The sequence below is a fragment of the Rickettsia hoogstraalii genome, assembly GCF_000825685.1.
In the GTDB taxonomy this organism is placed as follows: Bacteria; Pseudomonadota; Alphaproteobacteria; order Rickettsiales; family Rickettsiaceae; genus Rickettsia; species Rickettsia hoogstraalii.
This window is the reverse complement of record NZ_CCXM01000001.1, coordinates 570,431-590,728: the sequence shown is the minus strand read 5'-3', so window position 1 is coordinate 590,728 and position 20,298 is coordinate 570,431. Positions and strand designations below refer to the sequence as shown.

The following is a 20,298-nucleotide window of genomic DNA, read 5'->3' as shown; positions in this document are numbered from 1 at the left end:
AAATGCCGGCTCGCAATGACGAGTCTTTTATAAACTGTCCGGTACTATAGAATTACGCAAGCGTTACGATATCTTTAACCGGCACAACGGTTATATTGCTTTCTAATTGATATTTTCTTGTTCCGGGATATATAACAAATAATTCATCTAATTTTAAATAGTCTATGGCTTTATGCATCGAAGAAGTAAGAGTAGGAGCATCGCTAAATTTAAACTCAAAACCCAGCTTTAGACCCTTATGTCTTATAAATAAATCTAGTTCTCCTTCTTGATGTATCCCCCAGTAATAACAATCCTCACTACGTTTATTAAAAATTCGTATTATTTGCTCTAGAGCAAATCCTTCAAAGCTTGCTCCTAGTTTTGGATGTCTTAATAATTGCTCAGGTGAATAAATATCAATTAAATGATGAAATATTCCTGAATCAGTAAAATATATTTTAGGTCGTTTTTTCTGACGTTTGGAAATATTTTCAAACCAAGGATATAATTGACGTACCATAAAAGTACCGGATAAAATATCTAGATAATTTTTGACGGTATGGTCACTCACTCCTAAAGACTTCCCAATTTCAGAAGCATTAAAAATATTTCCGTGATAATGAGCAAGCATAGTCCAAAAACGACGTAATGTGCTAGGTGGAATAGAAAAACCAAGATTTGGAATATCACGCTCTAAAAAAGTTCTAATATATTGCTCTAACCAGTCAAAACCTGTTTTTGGATAGAGATAACAATTTGGAAATCCACCGAATAGATGTAATTGTTCTACATTATCTACTTCTAATAAAGAAAAAGGATGCACTTCTATATAAGCTATTCTGCCTGCAAGTGTTTCTGACGATTGTCTAATTAAATCTTTTGAAGCACTACCGAGTATTAAAAAACACTGCTCTGTATCTTTATCAGCTAGAACTCGCAAAGTAGGAAATAAATCCGGTAATCTTTGAATTTCATCAATAATAATTAAGCCTTTTTTACTTTCAAGAGCTATATAAGGATTTTCTAAAGCAGCTAAATCTCTTATATCTTCCAAATCAAAAAAATGTATTTCTTTTTGTCCTTTCGCAAATTGACGGGCTAAAGTAGTTTTGCCGCATTGCCTTGGTCCTAAAAGAGCTACAATTTTATGACTTAAAAATTGTGTTGTTATCTTTTCTAAATAATGAGGGCGTTTAACAATAGCTTTCATAAATTATAATTTTATCTTTGAGAAGATTATACCATGAAATCTTGAACTTTGCATTCGAAATTTCATATATTATATATCCAGCTGTAATGTCTGTGCAGATTTTATAGAATTTTCTAGGTGAGAGGATAGAAGAACAATACCTCCGCTATTTGCTTTCATAACAATTAAATTATTTAGCAAATCTCTATTTTCTTTGCTTAAATTAGTTTCAACTTCATCAAGTAGCCATAAGTCAGATTGGCAGGCGATAAGCCTTGATACGGCTACGACTTTCTGCATTCCGCTAGATAAACTATAGCATTTTTCATCTAATAAATCTTGTAATTTAAAGTAATGAATAGCGGCGTATAGAGTTTCGGCAGAATTATAAATTTCCGACCAAAATTTTAGATTCTCCAAAACAGTCATTTCAAGTTTTAGCCCTGAATTATGACCGATATAATTGCAGTATGGTTTAGGGATATTGTTGATATTACTATTTTTATAGTAGATATTACCGCTACTTGGTTGCATAATTCCTGCTATCATTCGTAGCAGTGAGCTTTTACCGCAACCATTAGCTCCTTTTATATAGGTGATAGAAGAAGGAAGAAAAGTGATACATAGATCAAATAAATTTCTTTGTTCTATATTAAATTGTAATTGATGAAGTGATAGCATGTTTTTGTTACTATGTCATTCCCGCGGAAGCGGAAATCCAGTAAAACATATAAAAACAAGTTTTTATATGTTTTTTATTAAATATATAATTTTTGTACAAATGGTGTAAGTTATTTTTTTCTGGATTCCCGCTTCCGCGGGAATGACATAGAGTAAGAAATCAACCACCGAATCTAACCAATAAATTCTCCACCGATAAACGAAATACGTTTAAAATAGAACTGGGCATTAGACCAAAGTAAATAATCAATAATATTAAAGGAGCTATTGAGATTATTTCATATTTATATAAATCTCTGAAATGCATAATTTCTTTATTGGTAATTTCACCAAGCATAACTTCTTTATATAATTTCAGCATATAAACCGCCCCAAGGATTATGCCGAGAGCCGCTATAAAGGTTGCTATTACGTTCACCTTATAAATCCCAAGCAAGCTTAAAAATTCTCCAATAAATCCGCTAGTTCCGGGTAGCCCAACAGAACCAAGCATTGCAATCATAAAAAATGTGGCAAGCACAGGCATTTTACTTGCTACACCGCCGTATTTAGCTATTTCTTTGGTGTGCAATCTTTCATATAAAGTACCGACTATTAAGAATAGGCATGAGGAAATCACGCCATGGCTAAGCATCTGAAATATTGCTCCGCTAACCCCGGCTTCAGTAAAGCTAAAAATACCTATCGTAACATATCCCATATGTGCAATTGATGAATATGCTATCATCTTCTTCATATCTTTTTGAGCAAAGGCAACAAGGGAAGCATATATTATAGCAATAACGCTAAGGTAAATTACGTAAATTGCAAATTCTTGTGATACACTCGGAAATAGCGGTAGTAATACTCTTAAAAAACCGTAGCCGCCGAGTTTTAGCAAGATACCGGCAAGTATAACAGAGCCGCTGGTTGGAGCTTGTACGTGTGCATCGGGTAACCAAGTATGAAATGGAATCATAGGAATTTTAACGGCAAAAGCAATAAAGATAGCCCACCATAAAATTTGCTGAGCAAATAACGGGATATTATAGGTAAGTTCAGAAATATAGGTTAAATCAAAACTATGAATTTTGCTATAAATATAAATTAATAAAAGTAGGAAAAATACCGAACCAAAGAAAGTATATAAGAAGAATTTAAGAGCCGCATATATTCTATTCTCACCTCCCCATACGCCTATAATAATATACATCGGCACTAATATTGCTTCAAAAAAGAGATAGAATAATAATAAATTTACTGAGGTAAATGCCCCTATACAAAAAGATTCCATCAATAAAAAACATACTAAATATTCTTTAATATATTTTTTAACGGTAAATAAGCTTCCGATTATGCAAATAAGAGTGAGAAAGGAAGTTAGAGCCACAAAAAATATCGATATACCGTCAACGCCAACATGAAATTCAAGCCCGATTTTATCAAGCCAAGCGTAGCGTTCAACAAATTGATAAGCGGGATTTGAGGAGTCAAACTCTATTAAAATATAAGTAGTTGAGATGAATGTTAAAACAGAACTAAGTACTGCAACATACATTACATATATCGCTTTATCTGCCTTTTTACTTTGACTAATAAACAGCAAAATATATAGCACGCTTATTAGCGGCAGGAAAATACTGATAGATATAATAGGTAATTCTAACATTCTTTTAAGATTTTATGAGTTTTGCCGTCATTGTGAGGAAAATTACGAAGTAATTGACGAAGCAATCTCATGAGATTGCCACGCAGCCTACGGCTGCTCGCAATGACAGTTTTAGTTTTTAATTCCATAAGTATACTAGCCTTTCCAAACGAAAACGCTAATTACAACAACAATAAACGATACAATATACAAAGCATAATTAAAAACATATCCTGTTTGGGTTTTGCAGGTCAAGACGCTAAAGCAATTAACGACTCGTGAAAAACCGTTTGGTCCAAAACGATCGATTATTTTCTGATCGCCAAGATAAAATAAAGAAGCTAAACAGTTAATAGGTTTCACAATTAAGAAATTATATATTTCGTCGAAGTAATATTTATTTCTTAGTATGTTGGATATAAATGCCATACCGTGACCCAACCACGACATCCAGCCTTTTTTAATATTTTTGCTGGATTCTCGCTTTCGCAGGAATGACATAGAAGAAGATGGATATGACATAATAGTACTTGACTTATATAAGTAAATACCGATAACAATCCCCATTATGCCAACTGCCATAGGTAGTAGCTTAATATATAAAGGCGGGTGGCTAATTAGTAGTTTATAAATATGTAAATTAAATAGACTTTCATGGAAATAGCCGTTTGGTTTGTCCATAGAAAGTAAATAATAGCCGATCATACCGCTAAAAAAGCTCCCAGCGACAAGTAATATAAGAGGATTATTCATTATTTTAGCCGGTTCGTGAGCATGCTCAAAAACATCTTTTTCTAGCTTAGTTTTACCATAGAACACAAGCATAATAATCTTCATTGAATAAATAGCGGTAAGTATTGCTGCTGTTATCCCAAAAATGAACATGAACGATCCGCTACTATAGGTTGCTTCTAAAATCGAATCTTTAGAGTAAAACCCTGCCAAAGGATAAATACCTATCAATGCAAGTGAGCCGATTAAGAAATTTCCGTAAGTTACCGGCATTTTATTTCTTAAATCACCCATTTTAAAAATATCCTGCTCATGAACTGCATGTATTACACTGCCGGCTGATAAGAATAATAAGGCTTTAAAAAAGGCATGAGTTACTAAGTGAAATATCCCGCTATTATAGGCAGATACCCCGCAAGCCATAAACATATAACCAAGCTGACTACAGGTAGAGTAAGCAATAATCTTTTTGATATCGCTTTGCATAATAGCAATGCTTGCGGCAAAAAGACAAGTAACACCGCCTATTATTGTAATAAACTGTAGAACTAAAGGGCTATATTCAAACAAATACGAGCAGCGTGCTACTAAGAATACTCCTGCCGTTACCATGGTTGCTGCATGAATAAGTGCGGATACCGGAGTCGGTCCTTCCATCGCATCAGGCAGCCATACATGTAAACCGATCTGTGCAGATTTACCCATACAGCCGATGAATAATAACAAGCAAATAACATCTAGAATAGAAAATTGTAAAAATATTTTTGTATTAGATAATAATTCTGCAGATGAAAATACATCTTTATAATTTGCCGAACCACAATAAACAATAATCGTTATTACGCCTAAGATAAAAGCAAAGTCGCTGGCTCTATTAGTTATAAAAGCTTTAATCGCTGCTTTATTGGCGGATTCTTTTGAATACCAAAAACCAATTAGTAAATATGAGCAAACGCCAACGCCCTCCCAACCGAAAAATAACTGTAAGAAATTATCAGCTGATACTAGCATTAACATAAAGAAAGTGAACAAAGAAAGGAAAGACAAGAAGCGTACAATCCCCTTATCCTCCGCCATATAGCCAAGCGAGTAGATATGCACGACGCTTGACACCCATGTTACGGCTATAAACATTATGCTAGTGAGCTGATCGATATAAATCGACCAATTTACTTTAAAATTTCTAACCTCAATCCATGGTAATAATTTAATATGGATTATATTCCCGTCTAGACCCGCATCGTAAAATATTATTAATGAGAATAAGGCAGATAAAGATAAGAAGCCGGTTGCAATTATTTGAGCTAATTTTTTATCTATTATCTTTACGAATAACCCATTTATTACGCTAGATGCAAGCGGTAATATGATGATCATTATGGCAAGATTTTGATACATCTCATCCCCTCATCTGATTAATGTCAGTGATTTCAATTGAGCCTTTATTACGGAAATATATTAGTAATATCGCAAGCCCTATTGAGGTTTCGGCAGCTGCTACAGTTAAGATTATAATACTAAAAATTTGTCCTGATAATTCTTGCATATATATGGAAAATGCAACAAAATTTATGTTAACTGCAAGCAGCATTAACTCAATGGACATTAATATATTGATAATATTTTTGCGATGCATAAATAATCCAAACATCCCAATAGTAAAAACTAAGCTGCTTAAGATTAAATAATGATTAAGCGAAATATATTCATTCATATTTAATATTCTCGACACCTTTATTTAGAGTAGGCTTTGTCATTGATACAGTATTTTCTTTATTGTGACGTAGTTGTTTTGATATATTTTGATGTTTTACTCCCTCACGCTTCTTTAGCGTTAATGTAATACATGCAATCATAGCGACAAATAAAATAAGCCCCGCCATTTGAAACGGTAGCATAAAATCAGTGTAAAGCACGTTACCTATTGCTTTAGTATTTGAGATACTATTTGTTATGGCAAACGATACATCCGAACTGAAATTAATATTTTTAGTGCCAAGTAAAATAATTGTTACTAAATCAGCAAACATTATTAGAGCTATAAAAATACTTAAAGTAAGATTTTCTTTTAACAGTGTTATTGTCTTATTAAAATGCATATCTAGTATCATTATCACAAATAAGAATAATACTGCTACAGCTCCAACATAAATCACTATCAGCATCATAGCTAAAAATTCTGCTCCAAGCAAAATCATAAGTCCTGCACCGTTGATAAATGCAAAAATTAACCATAATACCGAATATACGGAATTTTTGCTTAAAACAACGCATAAGCTGCTGATGGTTATTAATGTTGCAAATAAATAAAAAAATATGAACATGAGTTATATTGTGTTTTTGAGTACCGCTTATATCGTTATTGATGTCATTCCCGCGGGGGCTTTGTTGCATGGACCAAAAAACCGGCTCGATGTCATTCCCGCGTAGGCGGGAATCCAGCATAAAGCGAGATAAATCGAGCTTTTAATTCCAAAAGCTTGCTGTATTTATGCTTTTTTTTTCTGGATTCCCGCCTGCGCGGGAATGACATAAAACGATCCATGCAACAATGCCTACAGTCGCTCGCAATGACGAAATATATATTACACCAACAAAGCGTTAGAAGAAAATTTCTCGATCATCGGAGTAAATAAGCTTTCTAGTTCTTTGCGTATTTCTTCTTTATTTTCTACTTTTTGACCTTCTTTACTTAAAGTTAATTCGCCTTTTTCTACATGACCAAGTACAGCCTCAATAATTGCTTTTTTATCATGTTTACCATCCATATATCTAAGTGCAAACTTCTCAAAGAAATTAACGCCGATCGGTTCATGTTTTAAATTTGTAACCCACATAGAAAGTGTATGGGTTGCTTGATGTATCACCATTTTTGTTGTTTTAGGCTTATCAAGCTCAGGGTTATTTCGATGCTTCTGATTTGTAATACTAATATAACCTTGTAGTACTAGCTTCATTGCATTATTTAAAAGCTCAGCTTTGATTTCATTTAATTTAGTATTATGTAGCTTTTTATTAGCTTCAGCGGTTATTTTCTCAAAGCTTAACGGATTATTTAGATTTTCGCTGAAAGTATATAAAATAGCTTTCATATAAGGCGAACTAGTTGTTAAGTTAGAGTCTTTATTACCGTTTAAGAAGAATTTTAAATTTTCAGAAGCATTATTAAGATCTACTTCTTTGAGTGGTTTTTCAGGCACTATATTAAAGATCATATTAAATTTCGTTATATCATCATTGTTAATATTTCTATTAATTTTCACATCACTATGGCATAGTAAAGTGGTTCTAAAACGACGATTCGTAATGAAATCCATATATTGTTCAGTTCTAACTATATCGTTCACCGCTTTTAACTGCTCTACTACTTTCGGAGGCATATTACCGAGATACATAGTCGAAAGATTACAATCGGCTAAATATTGTAAATTGTGCTTTCTTGCTTCATTCATAAATTCATGAAAGTAGAATTGAGCATTTTCTTCTTCTAGATGATCATGACGTAAATAATGATCGTTTTGTTTAGCAAGTAGCCCTGCTTCGGTTTTTAATACTTCTGCATAAGGAGTTTTAGAGTTTTCTAAGCTATCCTTAACAAATTCTAGTAACAATCTAGATTGAGCTATTCTATCACGTACATTTGCAAATGAGCTAGAATGATACATCATCATATCTCTAATAGTACGTACCATATTCCAGCCAGGGAGGGTATTATAGCTAATATATGCTATTCCGTTTGGACTAAGATTTTTATTACAAACTTCAAAAATTTTATCTCTAACGGTTTTTGGTACCCAAGAAATTACACCATGGCAAATTATATAATCAAACTTACCGAAAGAATCATCAATATCGGTTATCGAACAATGATGGAACTCTATATTTTTTAATCCTAGTTCTTTAACATTTTTATTTGCTTCGTCAATTTGTACTTTAGACAAATCAACCCCAACAAAATGAGCTTTTGGATAAAGAACTGCATGTGGTATTAAATTACCGCCCGCTGCACAACCAAGCTCTAATATTTTTGCATTCTCGACTTCAGGAGCATTCACACCGAAAAGAGTTGCAAGTGTACTTAAGTGATAAGGATTTGTAAGAGCATATGGGTAGCTTTCATACGGCACTTCATCATAAGTGTTATGATTTGAAACCGCACCATTCAGAACAGGCTTGGTAGTTTTTGCTGTCTTATCATGACCGTTAGGGGTAGAAGAAGAGTTAGTAGCTTTTGAGGACATATTTTTTCCTTATATAGTTGATTTTTGTATGTATCATAACGTCATTGCGAGGGGTGCGAAGCGACGTGGCAATCTCGTCAAATATCCTGAGATTGCTTCGTCAATTGCTATGCAATTTCCTCGCAATGACGTTGACGATGCTTTCATATAAATATTTCACAGAATTCTTAAAATGGCAATCTATAAATAAATCCTACGCCAAATTCTCCAACGGCTATAGTTTTTTTGATAGGATTTGCCGGCACGAATTGTCCTGTTTTCATATCAAGCGTATCATAATTAATTCTTACTCTATATGTCGTTTGTAATTTTGCGGTTGCATCAATACTTAAATTTGAAGTTACATCTTGTGATACTCCAAGACCTGCTTGCCACGCAACACAATTTTTATGAGTTCTTCTTACTTTAAAATAATCGCCATTTATAACACTCCACCTAGAGGAGGTAGGCTTAACTTTTATTTGTGCTATTCCACCTCCAAGTATTACAAAAGGTGTGAAAGTTTTTATTTTTTCTAAATCATAAATAAGATTTAGCATATATATATTTGATAATACTTTAGTATTACCCGGGGTTTAGGAATAGTAAGACCATTACTTAAATTTTGCTGAGGTAATACGTAATGCAGACGATATTTAGGTTGATAAGTTGCTGAGAATTCAATAGCTATCTGTGGATATATTATATAGCCTATTTTTCCGCTATACATACTTGATTTTTTTAAAATTATTTCGGTATTTGAGTGTTTATGTCGGAATTTACTAACGACCGGTTCAACTATTCCGCCTTCTGCTCCTATATAGAACCCTGTTTCTTTTGCAAAAGCAATGTTATTAAAAATGATGATAGTAATAAAAAATAATTTTAGTAATTTAGTCATTATAATTGATTAAAAAATAAAAAAATATTATATACCCCCTTTATTAATGGTCAATTATATTTTTTCTAATTATGGAAGCAATTATACCAAATAGTAATAAAGTAATAGTTACAATGAGCGAAACATATGCCGGAATTGCTATATAATGATGAATAAATATTTTAAAGCCGATAAATATTAAAATTAAAGCCAAAGAATATTTTATATAACTGAAACGTTCTACAATTTCTGCTAAACAAAAGAATAACGCTCTAAGCCCTAAAATAGCAAAAATATTTGAAGTATAAATTATATAAACATCATTAGTAATTGCAAATATTGCCGGTATACTATCTATGGCAAAGACTAAATCTATTGCTTCTATCAGTACTAGAGATATAAAAAGGGGGGTAAAATATAGTTTGTTATTACGTTTAACAACAAATTTATCCCCTTCAAGATTAGGAGTAATATTTAGATTTTTTACTATTGACTTGTAAATATAAGAATTCTGTATATCAAAAGTTTTATGTGATACATAAAAAGTTTTTATACCGGTAGCAATAAGTATTACGGCAAAAATATATAATAACCAGGCAAATTTATTTATAAGAATAATACCGCCATAAATCATTATGGCTCTGAATATTATTACGCCTATTATACCAAAAAATAAAACACGATGTTGATATTTTCCGGGAATTTTAAAAAATTGGAAAATAATAGAGATAACAAAAATATTATCAAGGGACATAGCTTTCTCAATGAGAAAGCAAGTATAATATTCACGAGCATGTTCTGCTCCCGTATTATAGTAAACATAGATACCGAATAAACAAGCTATTACAAAATAGAAAAGACTAAAAAGTACGCTTTCTTTAAAGCTCATTACGGTATTTTTTTTGTGTACTATTCCCAAATCGAGAACCAGTAAAGCAGCGATTACCGTATAAAAAATAATCCAACTCATTTATTTATCTCTTCATTTTATATTGCATGTGGAAATATAGTCCTCCACCAAACATAACTCTTAGCTGGAATCTGATAGTATTTTCTCCTTGTTTTAAATAACGCTTTATATCAATCGGTAAATTCTTAGCTTGTAATGCTTGACCTTGGTCATTTCCATTGTTACAGTACCTTTTCTCATCTAGAGAATTAACGTCAGTGGGGAGGCTAAGTAGCTTTTGGCCGTTGACATATATTAATGTGCAATCATCATACCATAAATCTTTTACTTCAAAATACTCAATATCGTCCATTATTGAATCTAAAGTTACTTTGAATTCTACAGTATGCAATATTGTATTTTCCGGTTTATTTGTTGCATCTATAAATGCCCCATCCTTTGGAAATGCCATAATACTCCCCTGTGGTACCGGTTTTTTGTTTAAGATATAGTCACCTATTTTAGTTACCGGATTATAAGGGGTCTCAGGTAATTGACTTGATGGAAAGTCGTTATAACCAACTTTTATAGGCAATCCTGTAGATTCTCTACAGCCGACATTTTGACCTAAAGGTTCAAATTCAACAACTTTTCTATCAGAATATGATAAACAATGGCGTTCTAAAGGTTTACTAGGATCAATAACTATCCAATTCGTCGGGCATCTTCCTATTGCAAGTTCTCCTATATCGCTTTCATCCCATTCTGCATTACCGTGGGTGCTACCGGAAGGAGCATCAGCTGTGCTAGGAATTTTAGCACAAGTAGGTACTAATATAGGAGCACAAAGATCTAGCTCTTGCCAAGTTTTATCTCTTACATCCTCAGTCTCAGCTTTATATGTCGGCTCTGGAGGATGGTTTTCATCTCCTGCTGTATATTTCACTGTATAATATTTAAAAGAATCATCTAATGGTACTAATGTTGGTCCTTTGTCAGGTCCTGGCTCGATTCTATCTTTATAATCCCTACTTAAAACACATACTGGAGTATTAGGGCTATTATTATTAGTATAGCAGTTACTTGGAATATTATTTATATTGCAAGCATAAATAGTAATACCTTCCACTGTTTCTTTTAGAGTACAGCTACTTGTATTTATATCTTTGCTGCATAAACCAAGGTTTGGATATTTAAGGCTATATGTATTTTTAAAATTCTTACAATTTATAGTATTGTTGTTGTTTAGTTTAGCAAGTACACAATTTATCGAGTCATTATTATAACCGGGAATAGGTGATCCATCAGGTAAAGTAGAAATCGGCATAGGATTACAATGTTGGAAATTTTTCGGCATCAAGCAGGCATGCGTTCCACCTTGGATATATTTACCGTTTATATATTCTAAATATTTTAAATATACCGCACTTGAGTCAGGTTTTCCATTACTATCATAAGGTTCTTTATCGTCTTTATATTTACCGTGAATAGTCAACTGATTTAGAGCATTCTCTCCTGAAAACGGCATAGCAATATATTTATCATTTGTCGGATCTTTTGGTGGATCTTTAGGTATAAACGCAACGGAAGAACTATACTTATAACCGGCAAGCATTACTATACTTTCTGTGTCCGTGGGATTGGGAGGTGGAGGTCCGGCGTATGCTAACGGTGTTACAAGAGTGCTTGTTTCATCTATAATGTTAATAGTCCCATCTGTTTGTTTCTCTCTTACTTGCACTGAAGCAATGAATTGCGGTTTATAATAAGCATCGTTGGCATTGTTATTAGTACAGGTAATTCCGGCATATTGTCTTGAACATTCATAAGCAGCTAGACTATAAGAATGATTTACTCTCGGTACGCAATCTATTAAATTACCGGACTCAAATAAGCAAATATTATTAGGATTTTGCTTATCGTCTTCGGTATTACTAATAGAGACATAAAGTTTTCTATCTTTACCGTTATTGTCTTTTAGGGTGACATCTGTCTTTATAGGTATTAAGCTATTTGTATCTTGCCCTTGTATCTTAGGAAACTTTACGCTTACATCCTTAAATTCGCCTATATTAACTCCCCATACTTTTTGGCAGGTAGTTGAACTAGAACTTGGACAGTCCGGTATATCCTCTATGTAATAATCGCTAGGTGTTTCTACATTTCCAATTTTCTGCGAATATACTATTCTAAATCCCTCATTACAACCGTTAGCCGTAACACTACATGGCGTAGAAATTTCTGTATTAATACATGGAGTGCCTCCTGAAGTATTCTTACACGATTTAATTAAATCTTTAAAAGCCGTATTAGTATGAGTAATTTTTGCTGAAAGAAAATCTGTATTACGTGGTTCTACACAAGTTTTGAGATCAGAGGTAGAACTCGTGCAAAGCGGAACAAGATTGCTAAAGCTAACACGTATGGTATTATTAACAATATTGTTGTTAACATTTGATACTACACAAGGCGGCAAAGTTGAAGATTGTTTAAATACAGGTTTTCCTTTCTGAATATCCTCTGGGGTATTTTTTATGCTACATATATTATTAGCATTAGCATTAATACTAATATAATCTAAATTTGGGCAATATGGCGGTGGAAAAGGTCCTAAAGGTAATTGTACACAACCAAAAGAATAGCTATCTACAGAACCGTTTAATGATCCAAGTTTTTCAATAACTGTTATTATTAAACTAGGGAAAAAATTAAAAACCTCTCCTATTGCGTTAAGTATTGATTGAAGTACTTTTATAAATTCTGAATCTTGATTTATCATACCAAGAAGCTGCCCTAATAAACTTGGTAAACTTGCTCCTTTTACCGTTTCAACTAAAAATTTTAATACTTTTGCAATAGGACTAAGTTCGTTAGTTTGATGAAGAGGTTGACGATTAGGATTCCAGTCCATCGGATCAAGATGTACACCGGAATCTGAAACAAGGTTAACAAGTCCAGGGTCGCTATAAGCACAAAGTTTAGGAGATTTTAAAGTAACTATTTTTCCGTCTACACCTATTATCTTATTATCAGTTTCTGTATAACCGACTTTATTGAGATGTACTCCATCGGTATAACCTGGATCTGCAGGGGAAGGTGTAGCGTTTATTCCGGGAGGTGGAGATATATCCGGTACGGCAACTCTAGCACAGACTCTAGTTAGAGGTAGACCGTAACCCGTAGGCCATAATACACATTCTCCATCCCAATTTAAGGTGGAGTTTTGGTGCCAACAAGCGGCAGCATTACAGCTTTGAACTCTAATACGAATTTTTGGAGTGAAGTAACTACTATCAGGGGCTTCTTCCGCACATCTATTGAGTAAAAAACCAATAAATGTACCTGGGTAATCAAATTTTAATAAACAATTGTCGGTTTTATCATCAGATTTGCCGCTACCACGACCGTCGCTTTTATTCCAAGGTGGACACAATGTATCAGGTTTAAAAGGTCCCCTTTTTACCTCATTGTTGCCGCCTTTATTCCAAATTTCCGTTCTATCGCTTTGTCCGCAATTACAGGGATCGCTAAGACAATCGGCTATATCACCCCAAATAGATGCCTGCACATTAAATGAGAAAAATGAAAATAAGAAAAATAATAAATATTTTTTTAACACTTTGAGTATTCTTTATGTTCGTTGTTTTGTTGTCATTGTGAGAAGGCATTGCCCGCATGGACCGATTTTCCGTCATTGCGAGCGACTGTAAGGAGCGTGGCAATCTCATGAAATTAAAACTAGATTGCAACAACGCCTCCTCGCAATGACGATTTGGGTATCCACGCATGCAACACCGTCTCGCAATGACAATGGTTTTAGTAGCTATTCACATCGTTCGTATTTAACTCATTATATAGGTAATTAATCCAATTATCCGGAGGACCTTGGTGTTGTTCAAGTATTTTTTTATAAATATCCATTTCCTCTTGTCTGCTTGATAAAATACGGACAATTCCTATTAAAGCGGCAATACTTAATTCAGAAGCTATCGATTCATTATCCTTATTAATTAAGAACATTCTTGCAGAAAGTATTAGCTGTGATAATTTTCGTATTTCTGGCTCGCTTAAACCTAAAATTTTATCTAAATCTTCTATTTTAACGTCAGACGGTAGAATAATTTTCGTATTAATTAAATCAAGCCAAGGTTTTATAGTATATTTTGGATATGATTTAAGATAAATAAAATTGAAATTACTGACGAAAATACCGTTATTTTGAGATAAATTATTATAGATTAAATTTATATTATCATAATAAACTTCAGGTCTGTAAAGTTTATCAAAATTATCGGCAGCAAATATTTTAGGTTTTGTGCCAACTAGGCTTAAATGATAAGTAAAAGCATAAATTACTGCTGCACTAATACTTTGGTGTTTCTTTAAATTATTATTAAATTGTTCTAAAAATTTTCTCTCCGTTGGGTAAAATTGTTTAGAAAACGGCTCATCAGAAAGTTTATATAAATTGAACCCTATAACTTTCCCTTCTTCAATGTTAAGAGATGGTCCGTCAAATAATCCGGAATATAATTGTCCTTCGGTAAAAACTTTAAGTTTATCAAGTATTTGTATTCCTCCTTCCTCCTTAAAATCCTCTAATTTTAAAATATCGGAAAAAATACGTTTTTCTTTTTCAATTGATAAAATTTTATTTTTTAATTTCTCTAGAAAGGATATCTCTATTTCACTAAGAGGTGAAATATAATGACCGCTGATTAATTTTAAAAATTCTAAAATGAAGGCTTGTGATTTTTCTGTATCATCTACTAAAAATGGATTGATAATTTGTTTGTCTGGTTCTAACCATTTGCCTTCTATTGACTCGATAAAAATTTTAGAATCATTATTATTAGAGATATAAATTATTGTTGGATCGTATTTAGTCGATTCTGATATTAGAAAGTTCAATAATACGGTTTTGCCGGTTTTTTCCGTACCAAAGATGCAAGTATTACCTTTATTCGTTTTATCATGAAAATTCATGAAATATGGAGTACCTTTCTCGGTTCGCAGTAAAGTTATAGCCTTACCCCAAGGATTATATTGATTACCGAGTGTAGTATTATGAAGAGCGGTAAGAGAAGCAATATATTCTACGGATAATGGTGACATTCTGCGGATAAAGGCAAAGTTAGCAGGTAATTGCGACCAAAATATTTGTTCAATATTAAGATCTTCTTTTACATGAATAATACCAAGTTTAAAAAGTTCGGTTGATGCTTTAGCTACAGCTGCATCTAGTTTATTTTCATCTTCTTCTATAACGGCAATTGAAATTTGCTGATTACAAAATTGAAAATCTAAATTAGCTGCATCAAGCTTATTAATCCCTTTATGATTAAGTAAAGTTGAGTCGTTAGTAATTTTTAGAATATGATCTTGACCACGCAATTTGGATATTACTTGTTTTCTGCTAACAAAGTAAAATATTTCAGTTATTATTAATTCAATCGGTAACTGTAAAAATTTATCCAGTGTATTAGAAGGAGTTTCTTGATATTCTTTTATAGATAGTAAAGAAGCAAATTTATTATTTTTCTCATGATCCGTAACTACCATTTTATCGCCGCTAATTGTATAAATACTTCTACCTAGTGCATCGGATAAATCTATTATAGGTACTAAACAATCATTATTATTAAGGTTAGCTATTCGATTATATAAAAATAAAGGATTAGAAAAAACATTATCATTTTCAAATATTATGCCGAGTTTCTCAGCACCGAATTCGTTTAAATCGTTTAAAATATTATTAGTGATATTTTCTAGTTTTTGAAAAGCTGAATCTAAGTAGTTATTTTCAAAGTCAGTAATTAATTTATTAGATAAAGAATTTATTAAAGAGTTAAAATTTTTGATGTCAACTTTAGCAGAATCATGTACTATAGATATATATAAAGTATTAACGAATTTATCATTCCAATGGTTTTTTCTTTGCCATAGTGCATGAATATTTGCCGGTAATAATTTTTTGTAAGGAGTGGAATCATCTAAATTTTGTTTTTCTCGTATTGTATGTAGCCAAAAAGCAAAATCATAATCGGTTATATTCTTTTTTATAGAAACTCTAACCATTTCACGTAAATTTTGTATGTTATCGCTTATTTTCTCTGAGTTAATGCCGTGTATTTTTATAATTTGTAGTAATTTACCGTCTTTGGTAAGTAAAGTATTTTCATTATAATGACATGCTATAGGTATAAAATTAGGAGCATTATAATTATATATATCTTTGTCAAATTTTCGTAAATCACTAAACACAAATAACCTGAATTTAAATTATCGTTTTTGTATACTCGCCCCACTTGAAAAATTGGCTGTGTCGTCTTTGTAAGTCCTCGGATGCTCACGTATTTAGTATACGTTCCGCTCCTCGGCTTACAGACTCCTTGCTCTTTTCCAAGTTGAACTTCGTATAACAACTCTTCATTTCACAAGAAGTATATACTTATGGATTTTGTTGCATTGCTATCAATAGTCATTGCGAGGAAAAACTATAAGTTTTGACGAAGTAATCCAGTAAAAAATTCTGATTTACAGAATTTTTTTTATTATTTTTCTGGATTGCCACGCAGTCTACGACTGCTCGCAATGACGGGGTGATGTCCACGCAACAAGACCCGCTCGTAATGACGGTTTGGATGTCCGCTTTTTACACTACATAGCCAATTTTGAAGTTCTATCTAAGTATATACTACAAAACTTTATCTTATTATTTATATTTAATAAACAATTATTCACTATATGTAGTGATTTTTTGTAACCCTCCCATGTAATTTATCAAGACATCAGGTATAGTTATTGATCCATCTTCATTCTGATAATTTTCAAGTATTGCAACCATAGTTCTTCCGATAGGTAATCCTGAAGCATTTAAAGTATGAACTAAGGTAGTTTCGTTACTGCCGAATTCCTTATATCTTGCTTTCATTCTACGTGCTTGAAAATCTCCACAATTAGAACAGCTAGCAATTTCGCGATATTGCTTTTGTCCCGGAAGCCACACTTCTATATCATAGGTTTTTTTTGCCGCAAATCCCATATCTCCGGTGCAAAGTAACATAACACGATAAGGAAGATTCAGTTTTTGTAAAATAGTCTCTGATGCATTAGTTATATATTCATGCTCATTTTTTGATTCTTCAGGGGTAGTAATAGATACTAGCTCAACTTTACCGAACTGATGTAATCTAATCATACCTCTTGTATCTCTACCGCTACTACCTGCTTCTGATCTAAAGCACGGGGTGTAAGCAACATAACGCATCGGTAATTTTTCTCTTGGTATAATAGTATCGGCGACTATATTTACTAAAGATACTTCTGCGGTTGGAATTAGTCTATAACCATTTGTTGTTGCAAAAGACTCTTCGGCAAATTTAGGTAGTTGTCCTGCATTATACATAGCATTATCTCGAACTAATACCGGAGGTGATATCTCAAAGAAGTCAAACTCTTTAGTATGAACATCAATCATAAAGTTAATTAAAGCACGTTCTAGCTTTGCTAAATCACCTTTTAACGTTACAAATCTAGCTCCAGAAATTTTAGCAGTTTGTTCAAAATCCATTAAATTTAATTTTGTACCTAGTTCAAAATGCTGTTTATTCAAAGCATTTGGATTTGTCTCTCCGTAAGTACGAACTAATTTATTCATACTTTCATCCATTCCGTAAGGTACTTCTTCGTCCGGAATATTAGGAAGCATATTTAATAGTTCATTTAATTCATTATTATTATTTAGATCCTGTTCAAGTTCTTCCAACTTCTCATTTATATGTTTGACATCTCTTTGTAGCCCTTCAAACTCTTCGCCGCTTTTAGAGGCCATATTACCTAAAATCTTTGATTTTACCTTACGTGCATGCTGAAATTCTTGAATTAAACTCATAATTTTTCTTTTCTCTCCGTCGAACATAGCAATTTTACTAGACATAGGTTCAATAAATCTTTGGCTAAGCTTTTCATCGAATAATTCTTGATTTTCTCTAATCCATTTGATATTTAACATTTAGTGTCCTCGGTTTTTCTATAAAATTACATATCATTATTGAAGTTTCATATAATAAAAGTAGCGGTATTGCAAGAGCAAACTGGCTTAAAATGTCAGGAGGCGTTAATATTCCTGCAATAATAAAGTTAATTACCACGGCAATGCGTCTTTTTTGCTTAAGTGTTTGTACCTTAACTATTTTTAGTATATTTAATATTATTATCACAACTGGTAGTTGAAAAGCAACTCCAAAAGCAATAATTAAATGAATAACTAAATTTAGATACTCGCTAATTCTTGCTTCCAAAACTATCGGTACTATCATATCACGTTTTTCAAAACTAAGAAAAAAATTCCAAGCTTTCGGCATTACAAAGTAAAAAACAAAAATACTACCGCACCAAAATAAAATAGGCGACATAAAAAGAATAAAAGCGATAATTTTTCTTTCATGGCGGTGTAACCCTGGGCTGATAAATAAATAACACTCCAAAGCAATTATAGGTATAATAATAGTAAAAGCAGTAAAAGCTGCAAGTTTAATATAGGTAAAAAATGCTTCTGTAAGCCCTGTATAAATTATATTTCGTACCGTATCACCGCTTAGCTTAGCAAGCGGTTTTAATAAAAAACTATAAATATTGTCGCTAAAATAATAGCAAATAGCAAATATAATTATAAAAGCAGTAAATATTCTAAGAAGTCTTATTTTTAATTCTAATAAATGTTCTTGAAAACTATATAATTTCATAAAAATTTTGACTCTTCATTTTGCAGAAGTATATATATATATATATATCAATATTATAAACCTTTTTTAATAATTGTCATATCTTTTTAGAAATATTCACAAAGTCTAGTTTCTTTCTATATATTTTATAAAATATCGGTATAAATAACATGCTAAACAGAGTATTACCTAAAAAGAATACAGACCAAGTAAGATATTTTGCACAAATACCGCCAAGGCTAGCTAGAATAATACGGCTAAGAGAGCTAAAAGATGCAATAATAGAATATTGCGTGGCAACAAATTCACTATTGCAAAGGCTAGCAAAATAGATAGAGATAATAGTTCCTGCAAAGCCTGCACAAAAGTTTTGTACTGTAACTGTTATTATAAATATCCTTATATCATAGCCGATAGTAGCAAGAATCATAAACATAAGAGGCGATAATAATTGAATAACTCCACCAATTAAGACACTATGAAATATACCCATTTTTGTAGCTAAAACGCCGCCTAAAGCTCCTCCGACGATCATGATCAGTAACCCGTAAGCTTTGTAAATAAAGGCAATTTCTTGAGTAGTAAAACTTAAATCTAGAAATAAAGGCGAACTCATAACCATAGGTATAGAATCGGCAGCTTTATACAAGAATACAAATAACATAATTAGCAGTAAATATTGCTGTTCATTTTTTAAAGATATAATACTTTTTTTAATAACTTCAAAATATTGTTGTAATCCTATTAAATTACTAGTCGTATGACGTTTTTCTTTAGGTTTCGGTTCTTTGATACATAAGATTACTATAGGACCAACTATAGTAATGAATAAAGCAAATTTATATACTGTATCCCAGCCGAAAATAATTGATGAATATAAAGCACCGACGCTGCCAAGTAACATACCTAAACGAAACCCTATGCTACTAAAGGTAAAAGCCATTGAAAGCTCTTCTTTAGATGTAGGTCTCTCAATTCTATATGCGTCAAGTACAATATCTTGCGTAGAACTGCAAAATGAAATAATAAATAAGATAATTGCAGTAATATATAAGTTATTACAAGGGCTTACGTTTAAGAACCCCGTCATCGCTAGGATTAAAAATATTTGTGATACCAATGCCCAGCCACGCCTGTGACCGAATTTAGAACATAAAAAAGGTATAGAGTATTTATCTATAAAAGGTGACCATATGACCTTTAAGCAATACGGAAAAGCAGCTAGTGATATCGAGCCTATTATATCAGTGGTGTATTTTGCTTCGGATAATTGATATGGAACTGTGAAAAAAATTAAATTAAACGTAAGACCGGAAATTAAGCCTAAAAGTAAAATACCGATTAAATATAATTTTTTGTACACGGAATATAA

General features: G+C 32.4%; 15 protein-coding genes and 2 pseudogenes. All 17 read right to left on the bottom strand.

Features of this window, described 5'->3' with window-relative positions; all coding sequences use genetic code 11:
* Nucleotides 1-52 precede the first annotated feature (52 nt).
* A complete protein-coding gene (locus tag BN1174_RS03110; RefSeq protein ID WP_040256425.1) occupies nucleotides 53-1,192 on the bottom strand; it encodes an ATP-binding protein in 1,140 nt (379 codons plus the stop codon).
* 69 nt (nucleotides 1,193-1,261) lie between these two features.
* A complete protein-coding gene (gene ccmA, locus BN1174_RS03105) occupies nucleotides 1,262-1,852 on the bottom strand; it encodes a heme ABC exporter ATP-binding protein CcmA (RefSeq protein ID WP_040256423.1) in 591 nt (196 codons plus the stop codon).
* 160 nt (nucleotides 1,853-2,012) lie between these two features.
* Nucleotides 2,013-3,500, bottom strand: coding sequence for an NADH-quinone oxidoreductase subunit M (locus tag BN1174_RS03100; RefSeq protein ID WP_040256421.1), 1,488 nt, complete (start codon nucleotides 3,498-3,500; stop codon nucleotides 2,013-2,015).
* A complete protein-coding gene (locus BN1174_RS12230; RefSeq protein WP_269378842.1) occupies nucleotides 3,494-3,628 on the bottom strand; it encodes a hypothetical protein in 135 nt (44 codons plus the stop codon). Before BN1174_RS12230 ends, BN1174_RS03100 begins: the two co-directional genes overlap by 7 nt.
* A 7-nt stretch (nucleotides 3,629-3,635) precedes the next feature.
* Nucleotides 3,636-5,609, bottom strand: a complete 1,974-nt coding sequence (nuoL, locus tag BN1174_RS03095; RefSeq protein WP_040256419.1) for an NADH-quinone oxidoreductase subunit L — start codon at nucleotides 5,607-5,609, stop codon at nucleotides 3,636-3,638.
* Nucleotide 5,610: 1 nt separating this feature from the next.
* Nucleotides 5,611-5,925 carry an NADH-quinone oxidoreductase subunit NuoK gene (gene nuoK / locus BN1174_RS03090; RefSeq protein WP_011271556.1) on the bottom strand — a complete coding sequence of 105 codons (315 nt, stop codon included), beginning with the start codon at nucleotides 5,923-5,925 and terminating at the stop codon, nucleotides 5,611-5,613.
* The gene (locus tag BN1174_RS03085; protein WP_040256418.1) at nucleotides 5,918-6,535 is read right to left on the bottom strand and encodes an NADH-quinone oxidoreductase subunit J; all 618 of its coding nucleotides are present in this window, start codon (nucleotides 6,533-6,535) and stop codon (nucleotides 5,918-5,920) included. Before BN1174_RS03085 ends, nuoK begins: the two co-directional genes overlap by 8 nt.
* 261 nt (nucleotides 6,536-6,796) lie before the next feature.
* Nucleotides 6,797-8,452, bottom strand: coding sequence for a methyltransferase regulatory domain-containing protein (locus tag BN1174_RS03080; protein WP_040256416.1), 1,656 nt, complete (start codon nucleotides 8,450-8,452; stop codon nucleotides 6,797-6,799).
* A gap of 167 nt (nucleotides 8,453-8,619) precedes the next feature.
* Nucleotides 8,620-9,332, bottom strand: a pseudogene (locus BN1174_RS03075) (outer membrane protein).
* 43 nt (nucleotides 9,333-9,375) lie between these two features.
* On the bottom strand, nucleotides 9,376-10,281 hold the full coding sequence (locus BN1174_RS03070) for a TerC/Alx family metal homeostasis membrane protein (protein WP_040256414.1): 906 nt from the start codon (nucleotides 10,279-10,281) through the stop codon (nucleotides 9,376-9,378).
* 4 nt (nucleotides 10,282-10,285) lie between these two features.
* Entirely contained in the window at nucleotides 10,286-13,819 is a 3,534-nt protein-coding gene (locus BN1174_RS03065; protein ID WP_040256412.1) for a hypothetical protein, read from the bottom strand.
* A complete protein-coding gene (locus tag BN1174_RS09800) occupies nucleotides 13,770-13,988 on the bottom strand; it encodes a hypothetical protein (RefSeq protein WP_156138459.1) in 219 nt (72 codons plus the stop codon). The genes BN1174_RS03065 and BN1174_RS09800 overlap by 50 nt, the downstream gene beginning before the upstream one ends.
* 28 nt (nucleotides 13,989-14,016) lie before the next feature.
* Nucleotides 14,017-16,464: a VirB4 family type IV secretion/conjugal transfer ATPase gene (locus BN1174_RS03060; protein WP_040256410.1), complete on the bottom strand. Its 2,448-nt coding sequence runs from the start codon at nucleotides 16,462-16,464 to the stop codon at nucleotides 14,017-14,019.
* A 216-nt stretch (nucleotides 16,465-16,680) separates the two neighbouring features.
* Nucleotides 16,681-16,776 (bottom strand): annotated as a pseudogene (locus BN1174_RS13005) (lytic transglycosylase domain-containing protein); the annotation flags it as partial.
* Between the two features lie 160 nt (nucleotides 16,777-16,936).
* On the bottom strand, nucleotides 16,937-18,214 hold the full coding sequence (gene serS / locus BN1174_RS03055) for a serine--tRNA ligase (protein ID WP_040256408.1): 1,278 nt from the start codon (nucleotides 18,212-18,214) through the stop codon (nucleotides 16,937-16,939).
* Nucleotides 18,192-18,947 (bottom strand): twin-arginine translocase subunit TatC, encoded by a 756-nt coding sequence (gene tatC, locus BN1174_RS03050; protein WP_011271548.1) that lies wholly within the window; start codon nucleotides 18,945-18,947, stop codon nucleotides 18,192-18,194. Before tatC ends, serS begins: the two co-directional genes overlap by 23 nt.
* 76 nt (nucleotides 18,948-19,023) lie before the next feature.
* Complete coding sequence (locus BN1174_RS03045) at nucleotides 19,024-20,289, bottom strand: MFS transporter (protein ID WP_040256405.1); 1,266 nt, start codon at nucleotides 20,287-20,289, stop codon at nucleotides 19,024-19,026.
* Nucleotides 20,290-20,298: the final 9 nt, after the last annotated feature.